This is a genomic window from Aureimonas endophytica (assembly GCF_014642635.1).
Taxonomy (GTDB): Bacteria; Pseudomonadota; Alphaproteobacteria; order Rhizobiales; family Rhizobiaceae; genus Plantimonas; species Plantimonas endophytica.
In genome coordinates, this window is record NZ_BMIQ01000002.1 from 443,197 (window position 1) to 458,657 (window position 15,461).

14 protein-coding genes are annotated in these 15,461 nt (G+C 69.1%); 2 read left to right on the top strand and 12 right to left on the bottom strand.

Features of this window, described 5'->3' with window-relative positions; all coding sequences use genetic code 11:
* Nucleotides 1-6: 6 nt before the first annotated feature.
* On the bottom strand, nt 7-1,152 hold the full coding sequence (locus IEY14_RS08355; protein WP_188907752.1) for a M24 family metallopeptidase: 1,146 nt from the start codon (nt 1,150-1,152) through the stop codon (nt 7-9).
* A gap of 290 nt (nt 1,153-1,442) precedes the next feature.
* Between IEY14_RS08355 and IEY14_RS08360 the strand changes: the two genes are divergently transcribed.
* Nucleotides 1,443-1,769 (top strand): BLUF domain-containing protein, encoded by a 327-nt coding sequence (locus IEY14_RS08360; RefSeq protein WP_188907753.1) that lies wholly within the window; start codon nt 1,443-1,445, stop codon nt 1,767-1,769.
* Between the two features lie 3 nt (nt 1,770-1,772).
* Here IEY14_RS08360 and IEY14_RS08365 read toward each other — a convergent pair whose 3' ends face one another.
* From IEY14_RS08365 to IEY14_RS08415, 11 genes are all read right to left on the bottom strand, one after another.
* On the bottom strand, nt 1,773-2,855 hold the full coding sequence (locus IEY14_RS08365; RefSeq protein ID WP_188907754.1) for an ABC transporter ATP-binding protein: 1,083 nt from the start codon (nt 2,853-2,855) through the stop codon (nt 1,773-1,775).
* Between the two features lie 14 nt (nt 2,856-2,869).
* Nucleotides 2,870-3,700, bottom strand: a complete 831-nt coding sequence (locus IEY14_RS08370) for a carbohydrate ABC transporter permease (RefSeq protein WP_188907755.1) — start codon at nt 3,698-3,700, stop codon at nt 2,870-2,872.
* A 6-nt stretch (nt 3,701-3,706) separates the two neighbouring features.
* On the bottom strand, nt 3,707-4,591 hold the full coding sequence (locus tag IEY14_RS08375; protein WP_188908116.1) for a carbohydrate ABC transporter permease: 885 nt from the start codon (nt 4,589-4,591) through the stop codon (nt 3,707-3,709).
* Between the two features lie 269 nt (nt 4,592-4,860).
* Entirely contained in the window at nt 4,861-6,129 is a 1,269-nt protein-coding gene (locus tag IEY14_RS08380; RefSeq protein ID WP_188907756.1) for an ABC transporter substrate-binding protein, read from the bottom strand.
* Nucleotides 6,130-6,161: 32 nt separating this feature from the next.
* Nucleotides 6,162-7,331, bottom strand: coding sequence for a PLP-dependent transferase (locus IEY14_RS08385; protein WP_188907757.1), 1,170 nt, complete (start codon nt 7,329-7,331; stop codon nt 6,162-6,164).
* The gene (locus tag IEY14_RS08390; protein ID WP_373288938.1) at nt 7,328-8,023 is read right to left on the bottom strand and encodes a FadR/GntR family transcriptional regulator; all 696 of its coding nucleotides are present in this window, start codon (nt 8,021-8,023) and stop codon (nt 7,328-7,330) included. Before IEY14_RS08390 ends, IEY14_RS08385 begins: the two co-directional genes overlap by 4 nt.
* 175 nt (nt 8,024-8,198) lie before the next feature.
* Nucleotides 8,199-9,653, bottom strand: coding sequence for a xylulokinase (xylB, locus tag IEY14_RS08395; protein ID WP_188907758.1), 1,455 nt, complete (start codon nt 9,651-9,653; stop codon nt 8,199-8,201).
* 26 nt (nt 9,654-9,679) lie between these two features.
* Complete coding sequence (locus IEY14_RS08400; protein WP_188907759.1) at nt 9,680-10,645, bottom strand: sugar-binding transcriptional regulator; 966 nt, start codon at nt 10,643-10,645, stop codon at nt 9,680-9,682.
* Between the two features lie 30 nt (nt 10,646-10,675).
* Nucleotides 10,676-11,452: an alpha/beta fold hydrolase gene (locus IEY14_RS08405; RefSeq protein ID WP_188907760.1), complete on the bottom strand. Its 777-nt coding sequence runs from the start codon at nt 11,450-11,452 to the stop codon at nt 10,676-10,678.
* On the bottom strand, nt 11,449-11,685 hold the full coding sequence (locus IEY14_RS08410; RefSeq protein ID WP_188907761.1) for a biotin/lipoyl-containing protein: 237 nt from the start codon (nt 11,683-11,685) through the stop codon (nt 11,449-11,451). The genes IEY14_RS08405 and IEY14_RS08410 overlap by 4 nt, the downstream gene beginning before the upstream one ends.
* Nucleotides 11,686-11,702: 17 nt before the next feature.
* Nucleotides 11,703-14,165 (bottom strand): alpha-ketoacid dehydrogenase subunit alpha/beta, encoded by a 2,463-nt coding sequence (locus IEY14_RS08415; RefSeq protein WP_188907762.1) that lies wholly within the window; start codon nt 14,163-14,165, stop codon nt 11,703-11,705.
* 237 nt (nt 14,166-14,402) lie between these two features.
* Here IEY14_RS08415 and IEY14_RS08420 point away from each other — a divergent pair, with 237 nt between their 5' ends.
* The gene (locus IEY14_RS08420) at nt 14,403-15,416 is read left to right on the top strand and encodes a substrate-binding domain-containing protein (protein WP_188907763.1); all 1,014 of its coding nucleotides are present in this window, start codon (nt 14,403-14,405) and stop codon (nt 15,414-15,416) included.
* Nucleotides 15,417-15,461 lie beyond the last annotated feature (45 nt).

A 15,461-nucleotide genomic window follows, 5' to 3' on the forward strand; every position in this document is an offset into this window, starting at 1 on the left:
ACCGTCTCAGACGATCGTCGCGGCCGGTGGGGTGAACCATTCCGGCCCCGCCTCGGTCATGTGGACATGGTCCTCCAGCCGGATGCCGAAGCGCTCCGGCACGACGATCATCGGCTCGATCGAGAAGCACATGCCGGGTTCGAGCGGCGCATCGTTGCCGCGCACCATGTAGGGCGTCTCGTGGATCTCGAGCCCGAGGCCGTGGCCGGTGCGATGCGGCAGGCCGGGCAGGCGATAGTCCGGCCCGAGGCCGCCTTCGCGAAGGACCTCGCGCGCCGCCGCGTCCACCGCCGAACAGGGCGCGCCGAGCTTCGCCGCCGCGAAGGCCGCATCCTGCGCCGCGCGTTCCAGCGCCCAGAGCCGGGCGATCTCGGCCGGCGGCGCGTCCAGCATATAGGTGCGCGTCAGATCGGAATGATAGCCGTCGAGCCGGCAGCCGGTATCGACGAGGATCAGGTCGCTCGCCGAAAGCTCCTGGTCGCCCTCCGCCCCGTGCGGCAGCGCCGTCGCCGCGCCGAAGGACACGATACAGAAGGTGGAGCCCCCGTCGGCGCCGCGCCGGCGATGCGACGCGTCGATGAGCGCTGCGATCTCGGAGGCGCGGACCCCCGGCCGCATCGCGGCGCGCGCCTCGTCCTGGACGGCGAGGGTGATCGCCATGGCGTGCCGGATGAGGGCGATCTCGGCCGGCGACTTGCGCCGTCGCAGCGCCGCGACGAGCGCGCCGCCATCGGCGAGGCGATCGGCGCCGAGCGCCATGGCGAGGCGATGATAGGCAAAGAGCGGCAATTGCTCGTCGAGCGCCAGCCGGCCCGTCGGGCCGAGGAGCCTCGCCACCAGGGCGGCCGGGTCCTGCTCTTCCTCCCAGGTGGCGATCTCGCCGGGAAGGCGCGGCAGCGTCTCGACCTTCGAACGCTCGAAGCCCGGCACGACATAGGTCAGCGCGTCGCGCGTCACGAGGGCGCCGCAGAAACGCTCGCTGCCATGCCAGACGAGGCCGGTGAAGTAGCGCAGGCTCTCGGTCGAACCGAGAAGCAGGCCGGCGAGGCCCTTCGCCTCCAGCGCGGCGCGCAGCCGGTCGAGACGCTCGCGCCGCTCCGCCTCGGCGATCCGCGGGACCGGATGGGACCAGGACGGGGAGGACGAGGACATGAGGCGGCTCCGCGAGGACGATCGGGCCGGGCGGAAGGGGGCCGCCGGCCGCTCCTTCTAGCCGAGTCGCGGCCCGGACGGGGAGGGGGCAGATGCCGCTTTCGGGCCGAGGCGGGGTGGGGCGCCGCGCTCTGGCGAGGACACTCGTTCTGCGATCGTGCGAGAGATCGCGCGCCGCAGGCGCGGCGACGCCACGTCACATCTTCACAGGCGCGGACGGTGCGCCTAAAGCCGGTGGATGCCGGCGGCGTTCTCGACCGCCACGCCTCCGCGCGAACGGGTTCCGGTCCATGACGCTTCGTATCGCCTATGTCTCCGAACTCGCCGAAAGCGTGTCGCGGACCGATCTCGATGGCATCGTCCGGCATTCGGCCGAGGCGAACGAGGCGCGGGGCGTCACCGGCGTCCTCGGCGTGGAGGGCGCGCGGGTCTGCCAGATCCTCGAAGGACCGGAGGAGGAGGTGACGCGCCTCTTCGAGCGGATCCGGGCCGATGCCCGGCACCATCATGTCGTCGAGATCGACCGGCGCGCCGTGGCGGCCCCGCATTTCGGCCGCTGGGGCATGGTGCGCCGCTCGATGGTCGACATGCTGATGCTGGCGCTGACGCAGCCCTGAGCTTCAGTTCAGGCGCCGGCCGCTGTCGCCGGCGAAGAGATGCAGGCGCTCCGCCGGCAGGGCGAGGGGCACCGTGTCGCCGGCCTTCAGGGCGCTGATGCCGGCGACGAAGGCCTTCACCGCCACCGGCCCGTAGCTGCAATGGACGATCGTGCCCATGCCGGTTGGCTCGACCAGATCGACCGGACAGGCGGCGCCGATGCCGCGCGCCGCCTCGCCGAGAAGCACATGTTCGGGACGGATGCCGACGGAAAGCTCGCTTCCCTCCGCCGCGCCGGTGCCGGCCGGCAGCGCCAGGCGCCGCCCGCCGCCGAGATCGAGGACGGGCGCACCGTCCTCGCCGCGCTTCACGCGGCCGGAAACGAAATTCATCGCCGGCGACCCGATGAAGCCGGCGACGAAGCGGCTCGCCGGCCGCTCGTAGAGATCGAGCGGGGTGCCGATCTGCTGGATCTCGCCGCCATCCATGGCGACGATCCGGTCGGCCAGGGTCATCGCCTCGATCTGGTCATGGGTGACGTAGATCGAGGTCGCGCCGAGCGACTGGTGCAGCTTCTTGATCTCGGCCCGCATATGCTCGCGCAGGCGCGCGTCGAGATTGGACAGCGGCTCGTCGAAGAGGAAGGCCTGCGGCTGGCGCACGATGGCGCGGCCCATGGCGACGCGCTGGCGCTGGCCGCCGGACAGCGCCTTCGGCCGGCGGTCGACCAGCTTGGCGAGGCCGAGCTTCTCGGCGGCGCCCGCGACGGCGCTGGCGATCCGCTCCTTCGGGGTTTTGCGCAGGCGCAGCGCGTAGCTCATGTTGTCGGCGACGCTCATATGCGGATAGAGCGCGTAGGACTGGAACACCATGGCGAGGTTCCGGTCCTTCGGCGGCAAGTCGTTGACCGGGCTGCCGGCGATGGCGATCTCGCCGCCCGTCACGTCTTCCAGGCCGGCGATCATGCGCAGCAGCGTGGACTTGCCGCAGCCGGACGGGCCGACCAGCACGATGAACTCGCCCGAGCGGATCGAGAGATCGATGGATTTCAGCACCTCGACCGGGCCATAGGCCTTGTGGACGGCGCGGATGTCGATGGAAGCCATGGCTTTAAGACCTTTCAGCCCTTCACCGCGCCGGCCGTCAGGCCCTGCACGAGGAAGCGCTGGATGAGGAGGAAGAACAGGATCGCCGGGATGAGGGCGAGGACGCCTGCCGCCATCATCTGTCCGAAATCGACGCCGAACTTCGAGACGAAGGTGAGGAGCCCGACCGGGAAGGTCGAGGCGTCGACCTTGGAGACCAGCATCAGGGCGAAGAGCAGTTCGCTCCAGGCGGCGGTGAAGACGAAGCCGAGCGTCGCCGCCATGCCGGGCAGCGTCAGCGGCACGATGATCTCGGCGAAGGCGCGGAAGCGGCTGGCGCCGTCGATCTGCGCCGCCTCCTCCAGATCCTTCGGAATGCCGTCGAAGAAGCTCTGCATCAGGAAGATGGCGAAGGGCACGTTGAAGGCGGTGTAGACGAGGACGAGGCCGCTTAAGGAATTGGTCAGGCCGAGCGGCGAGAGCATCTTGAAGATCGGCGCGATCAGCATCACCAGCGGAAACATCTGGGTGACGAGGAGCAGCCCGGTGATCCAGAGCTTGCCGCGAAAGTCGAAGCGCGAGAAGGCATAGCCGCCGAAGGCCGAGACCACGGTGACGATCGCAGCGGTGGCGAGCGAGACGATCACGCTGTTGCGGAAGAACAGCGGGAAGTTCGAGTTCTCCAGCACGAAGCGGAAATGTTCGAGGCTGGTGCGCGAGGGCCAGAGCCGCACGCCTTCCGAATACATGAGGTCGTTCGGCGTCACCGCCACCTTCAGCAGCCAGAAGAGCGGAAAGAGCGCGAAGAGGATATAGGCGAGGATCGCGAGACGGTGGGCGATCGTCGGCAGGAGGCGGCGGCGCATGGCGGCTCAGCCCTTCGAAAGCAGCGTCTGGCGCAGGCTGACGAGCAGCAGCGAATAGACGAGGAGGAGGGCGAGCAGCACCAGCGAGATCGCCGAGGCATAGCCGAAATCGAGCTTCCGGAAGGCGGTCGTGAAGATGTAGCTCGCGACGATCTGCGTGCGGTCGGCCGGGCCGCCGCCGGTCATGACGACGATGAGGTCGGCGAAGTTCGCCACCCAGACGGTGCGGAGCAGGATGGTGATCGCCATGGTCGGGGCGAGGAAGGGCAGGGTGATCGAGCGGAACTGCTGGACGCCGCTCGCCCCGTCGATCGAGGCCGCCTCGTAGATGTCGCGGGGGATCGCCTGGAGCGCCGCCAGCATGGTGATGGCGAAGAAGGGAATGCCCCACCAGACATTGGCGACGATCGGGCCGATGAGGGCGAGCTGCGGATCGGCGAGGATGTTGGTCGGCGCGGACAGGATGCCGAGCGCGGCCAGCCAGTGCGGGATCGGCCCGACCACCGGATTGAACAGCCAGGCCCAGTTGAGGCCGGACAGGAAGCTCGGCACCGCCCAGGGCAGGAAGCAGAGCGCCTGGGCGAGGCCGCGTCCCCGGAACGGGCGGTTGAGGAGCAGCGCCAGGACGAGACCGAGGCCGAATTGGAGGATGACGGAGGAGGCCGTCCACCAGACCGTGTTGTTGAGCGCCGTCCAGAAGTTGCGGTCCTTGGCGAGCGCGTAGAAGTGCTTCAGGCCGACGAAGCCGCCGCCGAAGGGGTTCAAGAGCTTGATGTCGCGAAAGGCGTAGGAGACGCCGATGCCGAGCGGCACGAGCATGACCGCGACGATGAGGATCAGGGCGGGCGCGGTATAGAGATAGGGCTCGGCGCGATGCGTGAAGCGCGCCATCGGGCTCTTCCGGCGCTTCGGGGCGCTGATCTCTGCGGCGGTGATGGTCACGGGCGAGGGCGTCCGGATGGGGAAATGAGGAGAGGCGGTCGACACCGCGTCCTTCTCCCGAGTCGGGAGAAGGTGCCGGCAGGCGGATGAGGGAGCGCGGGACACAGGCGTTTCCGCCCTACGGCTCCCTCACCCGGTTCGCTGGCGCGAACCACCCTCTCCCGGCTCGGGAGAGGGGAGGGCGCTCTTCCGCGAAGGTTCGCGGAACGGCTCGTCCCTTACTGCTGGCCGCTCTTGAACTTCTGCTGGGCGGCGGTGAGGTATTCGGCCCATTGCTTGGCCATGTCCTCGGCCGAGATCTCGCCGAGCAGCGCCTGCTGCGAGGTGGTCGGCACCATGCTGTCCTTGAAATAGGCGAACTCTTCGAGGTAGCTCGGCAGCGAGGTCGGGACGGTGTTCGGGTCCTTCAGTTCGTCGAACCAGCCCTTGAACTTGTCGGTCGCGTAGAACGGGTCCTGCTCGGCCGATTTCAGCGCGGGCAGCGCGCCGGTGCGCTTGTTCCAGGCGACATTGCCCTCCTTGCCTTCGAGCGTCTCGATCAGCTTCCAGGACAGCTCCTTGTTCTGGCTGTTGGCGAACATCGACCAGCCGGCATAGCCGATCACCGGAAAGGCCTTACCGGCTTCGCCCTTGGGCAGCGGCACGACGCCGTAGTCCTCGGACTTCATCTTCTCCTCGATCGCGATCAGCGCGTCCGGGTCCTGGTTCAGCATGGCGCAGGTGCCGGAATAGAAGCCGGCGACCGTCTCGTTGAAGCCCCAGGAGATGGAGTCCTTCGGCGCGAGGCCCTTCTTGTAGTAGTCGACATACCAGGCGATGCCCTTCACCTTGTCCGGGTCGGCGAAGGTGGAGGTGCCGTCCTCCTTGAAGAAAGTGTTGTTGCCGGCGATCGCATTGGCGAAGACGGTCCAGTCGTTGAGGCCGCCACGGCCGCCGCGCAGGCAGTAGCCGTATTTGCCGGGCAGCTTCGACACCTTCTCGGAAGCCTGCTGGAATTCGGCGATGGTCTTCGGCGGCCCGGCGACGCCCGCCTGCTCGAACAGCTTCTTGTTGTAGAACATCGCGCCGAGATAGAAGCCGTAGGGCAGCATATAGGCGGTCTTGCCGTCGGTCTGCCGGCCGAACTGGAGCGCGCGCTCGTTGAGGTCGCTCGCGCCCTGCCATTTGGCGAGATAGGGCTCCAGGCTCTCCAGCGCGCCGTTCTTGGCATAGAGCGCCACCCAGGTGTCCGGCATCTCCATCACGTCCGGCGTCTCGCCGGCCGAGACCATGGTGGCGAACTTCTCGAAGGCCTCGTTCCAGGGCAGCGAGGTGATCTCGACCTTGGTGCCCGGATTGGCCGCCTCGAACTTGGCGACGATCTCCTTCAGCGTCTCCGTGCGGGCCGGCGAGGTGATGACCTCGGTCAGCTTCAGGGTGGTGTCGGCGAGCGCCGTGCCCGACAGGAGCAGCGTGGCGAGGGATGCGGCGAGAAATGTCTTCGTCATGATCGTCAGTCCTCCGGTTGTCGGGATGGGGTTCAGGCGGCGAGCGCCGCGCCGATGGCGGTTTCGAGATCGGCGATGAGGGAGGCCGCGCCTTCGAGGCCGACATGCAGCCGCACCGAGCGCGGCGAGATGCCGAAGGCATGGCCGGAATTCGGCCCCTGGTTCTGCGACAGGACGACCTGGCCCGGCACGCAGAGGCTTTCATGCCCGCCCCAGGACACGCCGAGCTTGAAGAGCCGGAGGGCGTCGGCGAAGGCCGGCACCTTCACCCCGTCGCGGAAGGTGAAGGAGAACAGGCCGGACGTGCCGGTGAGGCCGGGCGGCAGGGCATTGGCGAGGCCGGGATGCTGCACCGATTCGACCTCGGGGCGATCCTTCAGCCAGCGGGCGACGGCGAGCGCGTCCGCCTCGTGCGCCTTCATGCGCAGCGGCAGGGTCCTGAGGCCCCGGACGAGCAGCCAGGCGTCGAAGGGCGACAGCTTGCCGCCGAGATAGGGATAGGTCTGCGCCCGGATCTCGCGGATCAGCGCCTTCGAGCCGGCGACGACGCCGGCGACGACATCCGAATGGCCGCCGAGATATTTCGACGCCGAATGGATGACGAGATCGACGCCGAGGGCGAGCGGGCGCTGGAAGACCGGCGTCGCCCAGGAATTGTCGATCATGGTCATGACGCCGTGGCGCTTCGCCAGGGCCGCCAGCGCGCCGACATCATGCGCCTCCATCACCCAGCTCGTCGGGCTTTCCATGTAGAAGAGCCTCGCGCCGGGCAGCGCCTTCGCCACCGCCTCCTCGTCGCGGCCGTCGACATAGGTCACCTCGATCCGCATGCGCTTCAGGAGGATCTCGAACAGGCGATAGGCATCCGGATAGACATGGCGGACGGCGACGATCCGGTCGCCGGGCGCGGCGAAGGCGAGAACGGCGGAGGAGATCGCCGCCATGCCGCTGGCGAAGCCCATCGCGTCCTCGGCGCCCTCCAGCGCGGCGAGCTTCTCCTCGAACAGCCGCACCGTCGGGTTGAGGCCGCGCGTATAGGTCGGCCGCACCTTCCGGCCAAGATAGGTCTCCTCCATCTCGGCGAAGGAGGAGAAGGTGAAGAGCGAGGTCTGGGCGATCGGCGGCACCACGGCGTCGAAGGCGTGGGGGCCGTCATGGGCGGCGATCAGCGAGAAGGCCTCGGCGCCGAGGGCGTCCGTCATTGCGACATGTCCTTGATATCCTCCTCGACGATCGCGAGGATGGCGAGGGTCTTGTCCCGCGCGAGGGCGCCGTCGCCGCGGGCGATGGCGTCGAAGAGCTCGCGGTGGAAGGGAAAGGACCGGCGGGCGAAGTCCGGCCGGTCGAAGGGCTTGGCGAAGAAGCGCTCGAAGGCCTCGCGCATCTGTTCGAGCAACTGCCCGAAGAGCGGGTTATGCGTCGCCTCGTAGATCGACAGGTGGAAGGCGAGGTCCTCGCGGCCGGCCGTGCCCTTGTCGAGATGGACGCGTTCCATCTCGGCGAGCGTCGCCGCCATCCGCGCCACGTCCTCGGGCGTCGCGCGCAGCGCCGCGAGCGCGCTCGCCTCCACTTCCAGCCCGCGCCGCACGTCGAGCGTCTGGAGCAGCGCGTCGCGCAGGTCGCTCGCGTCGATCGTCAGCGGCATGTGGACGCTGGAGGCCGAGACCGGCCGCTTCAGATAGGAGCCGCTGCCCTTCTTCGTCTCGACGAGGCCCAGCGCCTGCATCTGGCGGATCGCCTCGCGGATGGTGGAGCGCCCGACGCCGAGCGCCACCATCATCTCGCGCTCGGCCGGCAGGCGGTCGCCGACGGCCACATTCGCCTGCCGGATGAAATCCGACAGGGCGTCCAGAACCTCGCGATTGCGGTCGATGACCGGCAGTTTCGTCAGCAACGAACCCTCCGCCGACCGACTTCAATTGGTCTGACATCCTGCAAATTTGTGACGAGGATGCAAGTCGTCCCGCTGCCTGAAATTCGCGCATTGACGAGCGGAGACCGGCGAGCCGGCACTGGCGTCGTGGAAGGGAGTGGCGGGAGAGGAAGGAGCCCAGTTCGGCTCCTCCGGGCTACTGGAAGCGGCGCAGCGCCGGATAGAGCTCGCGCCAGAGGGCGTAGCGCTCGGCATAGGCGGCGGCCGTCATGGGGTCCGGCTCGTCCACGGCGGCGACCGGCGGGGCGTCCATGCAGCGCGCGGGCGCCTCGCCCGCCGCCATGGCGCCGAGCCGGGCCGCGCCGGAGGCGCCGGCGAAATCGGCGTCGGCGACGAGATGCAGGGGCTCGTCGAGGACGGTCGCGATCACCCTCCGCCAATAGGCGCTGCGGGCGCCGCCGCCGATCAGGCGGATCGCGCCCGTCGCGGTTCCCGCCGCGCGCATGAGATCGCGGCCCTGGCGGAGCGAGAAGGCGACGCCTTCGAGCACCGCGCGGGCGAGGTCCGGCGCTTCCGTTCCGGCCTCGAGATTGAGAAAGGCGCCGCGCGCCTCGACGTCGTTGTGCGGCGTGCGCTCGCCGCGCAGATAGGGCTGGAAGAGCACGCGGCCGGGGCCGGGCCCGAGCGCCTCGGCGCGGCCGAGCAGGCCCTCGACGCTCGGCTCGCCACAGAGCCGCGCCGCCCAGGCGAGGCAGCTCGCGCCGTTCAGCATCGCCGCCATCTGGTACCAGCGCCCCGGCACGCAATGGGCGAAGGTGTGGAGCAGCGAGGCCGGCTCGGGCCGGTAGCGCTCCTGCACCGAGACGAGGATCGTGCCCGTGCCGAGCGAGACGAAGCTATCGCCGGCCGAGACGCAGCCGAGGCCGAGCGCGCCGGTCGCCGCGTCGCCGCCGCCGGTCGCGACGGGAATGCCGGCCGGCAGGCCGAGTTCGGCCGCCAGCGCCCCCCGCAGCCGGCCGGCCGGCGCCGGTCCTTCGAGGAGGCGCGGCAGCACGGCCCGGTCGAGGCCGATCGCGCCGAGCACGGCGTCGCTCCAGTCGCGCGCCGCCTCGTCGAGAAGCTGGCCGCCGGCCGCGTCCGAGACATCCGTCGCCCATTCGCCGGTCAGCCAATGGCGCACATAGTCCTTGGCGAAGCCGACCCGCGCGAGGCGCCGCATGTCCTCCGGCGCGTGGCGCGCCAGCCAGAGCAGCTTGGCGGCGGAAAAGCTCGGCATCGGCAGGACGCCGGTTTCCGTGCCGATCGCGGGCAGTGCTTGCGCGAGATGGGCCGCCTCCTCGACGCCGCGCGCGTCATTCCAGAGGATCGCCGGCCGGAGAAGCCGGTCGCCCGCGTCGAGCGTGACGATGCTGTGCATCTGGCCGGACAGGCCGATGGCGCGCGTCGCGGCGAAGGCGGCGGGGGCGGCGGCGCGGATCGCCGCCAGCGTCTCGCGGCAGGCGGCGAGCCAGAGACCGGGATCGATCTCGCTGACGCCCGGCCGCGGCTGGTCGACCTCGTAGACGCTGGTCGCCGCCGCGACGCGGGCGAAGGAGGCGTCGAAGAGGGCGGCCTTCGTGGCGGTGGTGCCGATATCGATGCCGAGAAACATGGGAAACGGCCCTGCCGAAAGGGGGATCAGGCGCTCGCGAGAAGGGCGCGGGCCGCGCCCTCGTCGGTGACCAGCGTGTTGCAGCCGAGCCGGCGGATGGCGGCGCGGATCGGACCGGCGCGATGCGCCCCGCCGCAGGCGAGGACGAGATGCTCGGCCTGGGCGAGATGGGCGAGGTCGATCGACATCACCCGGTCGTTCACCGGATGGGGCACCGTCCGCCCTTCGGCGTCAAGGAAGTTGCACATCACGTCGCAGATCGCGCCGGCCGCGACCACGTCTTCGTAATCGGCCTTGGAGAGGAAGTTGCGCGAGAGCGACGTGCCTTCGAGGCCGATATCGCCGACGCTGACGACGGCGAGATCGAGCCGCTCCGCCAGGGTTTCCAGACGATCGAGACCGCAGCGCTCGCGCAGCGTCCGCTTGGTTTCGGCCGAATCGACGAAGAGCGGCGCGGGAAACAGGAAGCAATCCGCGCCGATCGGGCTCGCGAGGCGCCAGGCATAGTCGGCCGGGTTCTCGAGCCGCGTTTCCATGATGCCGCCGAGGAGCGAGACGACGGTGACGTTCTCGCGCCGGGGCGGGCGGAAGCTGGCGAGCGAGGCCGTCAGCGTGCGGCCCCAGCCGACGCCGATCCGCATGTCGTCGGCGATGGCCTCCGACAGGAAACGCCCGAGCGCCAGCCCGACCGAGCGGGCCGTGCGGTCGATATCCGGCGCCTCCGGCACGACGATCGCCTCGTCGAGGCCGAGCTTTTCTTCCAGGCGAAGGGCGAGCTCGGTGCAGTCGCGATCGCCGCCGCCGATCCAGATCTGCACCTCGCCGCGCTTCAGCCCCTCGTCGAGGAGGCGGATGACCGTGGTGCGGCTGAGACCGAGCTGCTCGGCGATCTCCTTCTGCGTCCGGTTGTGGTTGTAATAGAGCCAGGCCGCGCGCAGCCGCAGCGACGGATCGTCGGACAGGGTGTTCTGGGCGCGTCGAAGCTTGGCCATCGGATCCGCTGGGTTTCTGTCGGCAAGCCCTCAGCTTGCGCCGGGTGCGAGAAAGCTGGCAATCCACTCGTTGACGCGCGGCGCGCTTTCCACATGCGGCATATGCCCGGCCGCCGGCAGGATGTGCCGCGTGCCGCCGAAACGGACGAGCCGCGCCTCGTCGAGCGGATTGATGCGGTCTTCCGCGCCCCAGATCACGAGGCGCGGCAGGTCGGAGGCGGCCACCGTGGCGACGGCCTCGCCGAGGGCTGCGCCATCCTCCAGGAGGATGCGGGCGACGCCGGCCAGCGCCTCGCGCCGCTCGGGGTCGCCGAGCTGTTCGAGGACATGGCTCACCATGTGGCGGTTGATGAGGCGCGGGCGCGTCACGAGGCGCTGAAGCAGCGCTTCGGTCTCTTCCGCCTGCGTCAGCTTCGGAAAGCTCTCAAGGAAATCGGCGTCGACGCCCGCGCCGAGCCCGGCCGGCGCGATCAGCACCAGGGCGCCGACCTTGTCCGGATGGTTCGCGGCGAGGACGAGGGCGATCGCCGCGCCGAGCGAATGGCCGACCAGCGTCGCGCCCTCCAGCCCCGCCGCGTCGAGCCCCTCGGCCAGCGCGTCGGCCAGTTCGGCGAAGGAGCGCTCGACGAGCGGTTCGCGACCGTGGCCCGGCAGGTCGAGGGTGAAGACCTGGCCGCTGGCGGCAAGGGCTCCCTGATTGGCGAGCCAGCTCAGGCGGTCGGCGCCGAAGCCGTGGACGAGGACGATCGGCCGGCCCGTGCCGCCTTCCGGCTTCAGCGCGAGACGGCGGGCGAGGGCCTCGCTCATTCCTCGATCGTGCCCAGCACCTCGCCGACGATGGCGAGATTGTCGGCCTCGACGAAGATCTCCTTGAGGATGCCGGAGGCCGGCGCCTCGATCTCGATCGTGATCTTCGGCGTCGTCACGGCGACGAGCTGGTCGCCCTTCTCGACGCGGTCGCCGATCTTGACGAGCCATTCGTCGATCTGCGCCTCCTCGATCTCGTTGCCGAGCTGGGGCATCAGGATCTTGTGGTCCATGGAAGTCGTCCTGGGGTTCAGAGCGCGAGGCGCGCGAGTTCGAGGTCATCCCAGACGCGCACGCCGCGCCGGTTGCTCTTCTTTTCGGGATAGAATTCGCCGGTGACGATGTCGATGATGTCGCCGACCTGCGGGAAGTAGGTCGTCTCCATCTCGGCGCCCGGCACGATCCAGTTCGGCGAGCCGAGGACGCGCGGCGGCGCCTTCAGATGCTTGAAGCCGAAGCGGGTGAGATTGGCGGCGAGCGTCATCGGGAAGCTGCCGCGCTCGCTCGCCTCGGAAACGATGAGGAGATGGCCGGTCTTCTCCAGCGAGCGCAGCACCGGCTCGTAGTCGAAGGGCACGAGGGTGCGCGCGTCGATCACCTCGGCCGACAGGCCGTGCGTCTCGGCGAGCTGGTCGGCGGCGGCGATGCCGGCATAGAGCGAGGGGCCGATCGTCAGGATCGTCACGTCGCTGCCCTCGCGCTTCACGTCCGGCGCGCCGAACGGAATGCGATAATAATCCTCCGGCACGCCGCCTTCGCGGAAATGCTCGGTCACGTCGTAGAGCCGCTGGCTCTCGAAGAAGACCACCGGATCCTCGCTGGCAAGCGCCGAGGCCATCAGGCCCTTCGCGTCGTAGGGCGTGGCCGGATAGACGACCTTGAGACCCGGAATATGGGCGACGAGCGCCGACCAGTCCTGGCTGTGCTGGGCGCCGTATTTCGAGCCGACCGAGCAGCGCAGCACCACCGGCAGGCGGAGATGGCCGGCCGACATCGACTGCCACTTGGCCATCTGGTTGAAGATCTCGTCGCCGGCGCGGCCGATGAAGTCGCCATACATCAGTTCGACCAGCGCCCGGCCGCCCTCCATCGCGTAGCCGACGGCGGTGGCGACGATCGCGGCTTCCGAGATCGGCGAGTTGAACAGGCGCTGATAGGGCAGGAGGTCCGACAGGCCGCGATAGACGCCGAAGGCGCCGCCCCATTCGCGGCATTCCTCGCCATAGGCGATCAGCCGCTCGTCGTGCAGCATGTGGTGCAGCACCGCCTCGAACAGGCCGTCGCGCAGCGTGATGGCGCGCATCGCCGAGAGCTTCTCGCCCTCCGCCCCGAGGCCGAAGCGGCTCTTCTTGGCGTTCTGGCGCACGCGCGCCGTCGTCTCCGGCGCCTTCACGTCGGGCGCCAGCGTCTCCGGCAGGCTCGTCTCGGCATGGCTGAACATCAGCCGGCCGATCAGCGTCGGGTCGGCCTCGATGTCGACGATGGTCGCGGCTTTCGGATCGACGGCGGCGGCGGTGACGATGCGGATCTTCTCCGCCACTTCCGCCTTCATCGCCTCGACCGCATCGAGCGCCAGGACGCCGGCCTCCACGAGGCTGGTGGCGAAGGAGGAGATCGGATCATGCGCTTCCCAGGCGCTCATCTCCTCGCGCGAGCGATAGACATTGGCGTCGGTCGTGGAATGGCCGCTGAGGCGGTAGCATTCGACGTCGAGCAGCGCCGGCCCCTTGCCTTCGAGAAGCAGGGCGCGCTTGCGCGCCACCGCGTCGGCGACGGCGAGGGGATTGGTGCCGTCCACCGTCTCGGCATGCATGCCGTTCTTGTTCACCGCCGCGCCGATGCGCGACAGGCGGTCCCAGCCCATGGTCTCGCCGATCGTCTGGCCGCCCATGGCGTAGAAATTGTTGGTGAAGAAGAAGAGCACCGGCAGGCCGCCGCGCTTCGCGTCGGTCCAGAGCGTCTCGTATTGCGCCATGGAGGCGAAGTTCATCGCCTCCCAGACCGGGCCGCAGCCCGTCGAGCCGTCGCCGGCATTGGCCACCGTGATGCCCGGCTCGCCGGCGAGCTTGCGGCGCAGCGCCGCGCCCGTCGCGATGCCGGCCGAGGCGCCGACGATGGCATTGTTCGGATAGGCGCCGAAGGGCAGGAAGAAGGCGTGCATCGAGCCGCCCATACCGCCGTTGAAGCCGTTGCCGCGCATGAAGATCTCGGCGAGGAGGCCGAAGAGCAGGAAGTTCTCGCCGAGCGCCTTGCCCTCGCCGCCGATATGGGTCTCCACGGCCTTCAGCAGCGCACCCTTCTCGTGGCCCTCCATGATCGCCTGGAGCGCTGCGGGCTCCAGCGTCTCGATCGCCGCCAGGCCCTTGGCGATGAACTCGCCATGGCTGCGGTGGCTGCCGAAGATGTGGTCCTCGGGCTTGAGCGCCAGGGCCGCGCCGACCGCCGCGCCCTCCTGGCCGATGGAAAGATGGGCCGGGCCCTTGTAGTTGAAGGAAATGCCGGCATAGGCGCCCGTCGCCTTGAAGGAGCCGAGCATCGATTCGAACTCGCGCACGATCATCATGTGGCGCAGCACCTGCACCAGCCGCGTGTCGCCGCGCGCCGCGCGTTCCGCCGCGATCGTGCCCGAATAGGCATGGACCGGAATGCTCGGGAAGGCGAGGGTGCCTGCCTGCTTGAAGAGCGACGGATCGACTAGCAGTTCCTTGGGCAATTGATCCTCCCGAATTCCATCCCGCGACCTGCCGGTCCCCGACGAGGGGTGGCGGCATCTGAACGACATATGCGTTTCTTGGAGTGCAAATGTCAATCGAACATTTGCTGTTTGAGATAGGCAAAAGTCGTTGACAAGCTATCGAAGCTCGGTGCTAATCGCCGGCATCGGTCCTCGGGAGATGCCGGTCGCGCCATGCGCCGGGAGGAGGGCCGTCCAAACTCTGGGAGGTTTCGCATGCCGCAGGTCGTCACGAAGCGGATCGGATCCGCACGCGCATCGCTCGCCGCCGGGATCGCCGGCCTGTCGCTCCTCGCCGCCCTCGTGGCCGGTGCTCCGGCGCGCGCCGAGGAGCCGATGGTGGTCGGTCTCATCACCAAGACCGACACGATCCCCTTCTTCGTGAAGATGCGCGAGGCGGCGACCGAAGAGGCCAAGAAGCACGGCGTCAAGCTCGTCGCGAGCACCGGCAAGTTCGACGGCGACACCGAGTCGCAGGTCGCGGCGATCGAGAACCTCATCAGCGTCGGCGCGAAGGGCATCCTGATCACGCCGAGCAATTCCACCGCCATCCTCTCGGCCGTGAAGGAAGCGCGCGCCAAGGGCATCGTCGTCATCGCCCTCGACACCCCGACCGAGCCCGCCGACGCCGTCGACGCCACCTTCGCGACGGACAATTTCAAGGCCGGCGAATATCAGGGCGCCTATGCCAAGCAGGCGCTCGGCGGCAAGGCGCCGAAGATCGTGATGCTCGACGGCACCTCCGGCTCCAGCGTCTCGGAACTGCGCCATGACGGCTATCTGAAGGGTATGGGGCTCGCCAAGGGCGATCCGGCGATCCTCGGCGCGCAGTTCACCAATGGCGCGACGGACAAGGCCCAGGCCGCGATGGAGAATCTCCTCGCCGCCCATCCCGACATCAACGCCGTCTATTCGATCAACGAGACGGCGGCGGCCGGTGCCTATGCCGCGATCAAGGCGGCGGGGCTGGAGAAGGACATCGTGCTGACCGCGATCGACGGCGGCTGCGCCGGGGTGAAGAACGTCCATGACGGCAAGACCGCCGCCACGGTGATGCAGTTCCCGCGCAAGATGGCGGCGCTCGGCCTCGCGGCGATCGTCGAGGCGGCGAAGGGCGGCAAGAAGCCCGCCGGCTTCGTCGATACCGGCGCCGAGGTGATCACCGACAAGCCCGTCGAGGGCATTCCCTCGAAGGACACGAAATTCGGCGCCGAGGCCTGCTGGGGCTGATCCCTCCGAACGGAAGGTCCGCCGGTTCCGCCGGCGGACCGCAAG

Excerpts from the sequence above, each read along its gene's own strand:
- IEY14_RS08355 (WP_188907752.1), bottom strand. The coding sequence starts at position 1,152 with ATGTCCTCGTCCTCCCCGTCCTGGTCCCATCCGGTCCCGCGGATCGCC.
- IEY14_RS08360 (WP_188907753.1), top strand. The coding sequence starts at position 1,443 with ATGACGCTTCGTATCGCCTATGTCTCCGAACTCGCCGAAAGCGTGTCG.
- IEY14_RS08365 (WP_188907754.1), bottom strand. The coding sequence starts at position 2,855 with ATGGCTTCCATCGACATCCGCGCCGTCCACAAGGCCTATGGCCCGGTC.
- IEY14_RS08370 (WP_188907755.1), bottom strand. The coding sequence starts at position 3,700 with ATGCGCCGCCGCCTCCTGCCGACGATCGCCCACCGTCTCGCGATCCTC.
- IEY14_RS08375 (WP_188908116.1), bottom strand. The coding sequence starts at position 4,591 with ATGGCGCGCTTCACGCATCGCGCCGAGCCCTATCTCTATACCGCGCCC.
- IEY14_RS08380 (WP_188907756.1), bottom strand. The coding sequence starts at position 6,129 with ATGACGAAGACATTTCTCGCCGCATCCCTCGCCACGCTGCTCCTGTCG.
- IEY14_RS08385 (WP_188907757.1), bottom strand. The coding sequence starts at position 7,331 with ATGACGGACGCCCTCGGCGCCGAGGCCTTCTCGCTGATCGCCGCCCAT.
- xylB (WP_188907758.1), bottom strand. The coding sequence starts at position 9,653 with ATGTTTCTCGGCATCGATATCGGCACCACCGCCACGAAGGCCGCCCTC.
- IEY14_RS08400 (WP_188907759.1), bottom strand. The coding sequence starts at position 10,645 with ATGGCCAAGCTTCGACGCGCCCAGAACACCCTGTCCGACGATCCGTCG.
- IEY14_RS08405 (WP_188907760.1), bottom strand. The coding sequence starts at position 11,452 with ATGAGCGAGGCCCTCGCCCGCCGTCTCGCGCTGAAGCCGGAAGGCGGC.
- IEY14_RS08410 (WP_188907761.1), bottom strand. The coding sequence starts at position 11,685 with ATGGACCACAAGATCCTGATGCCCCAGCTCGGCAACGAGATCGAGGAG.
- IEY14_RS08420 (WP_188907763.1), top strand. The coding sequence starts at position 14,403 with ATGCCGCAGGTCGTCACGAAGCGGATCGGATCCGCACGCGCATCGCTC.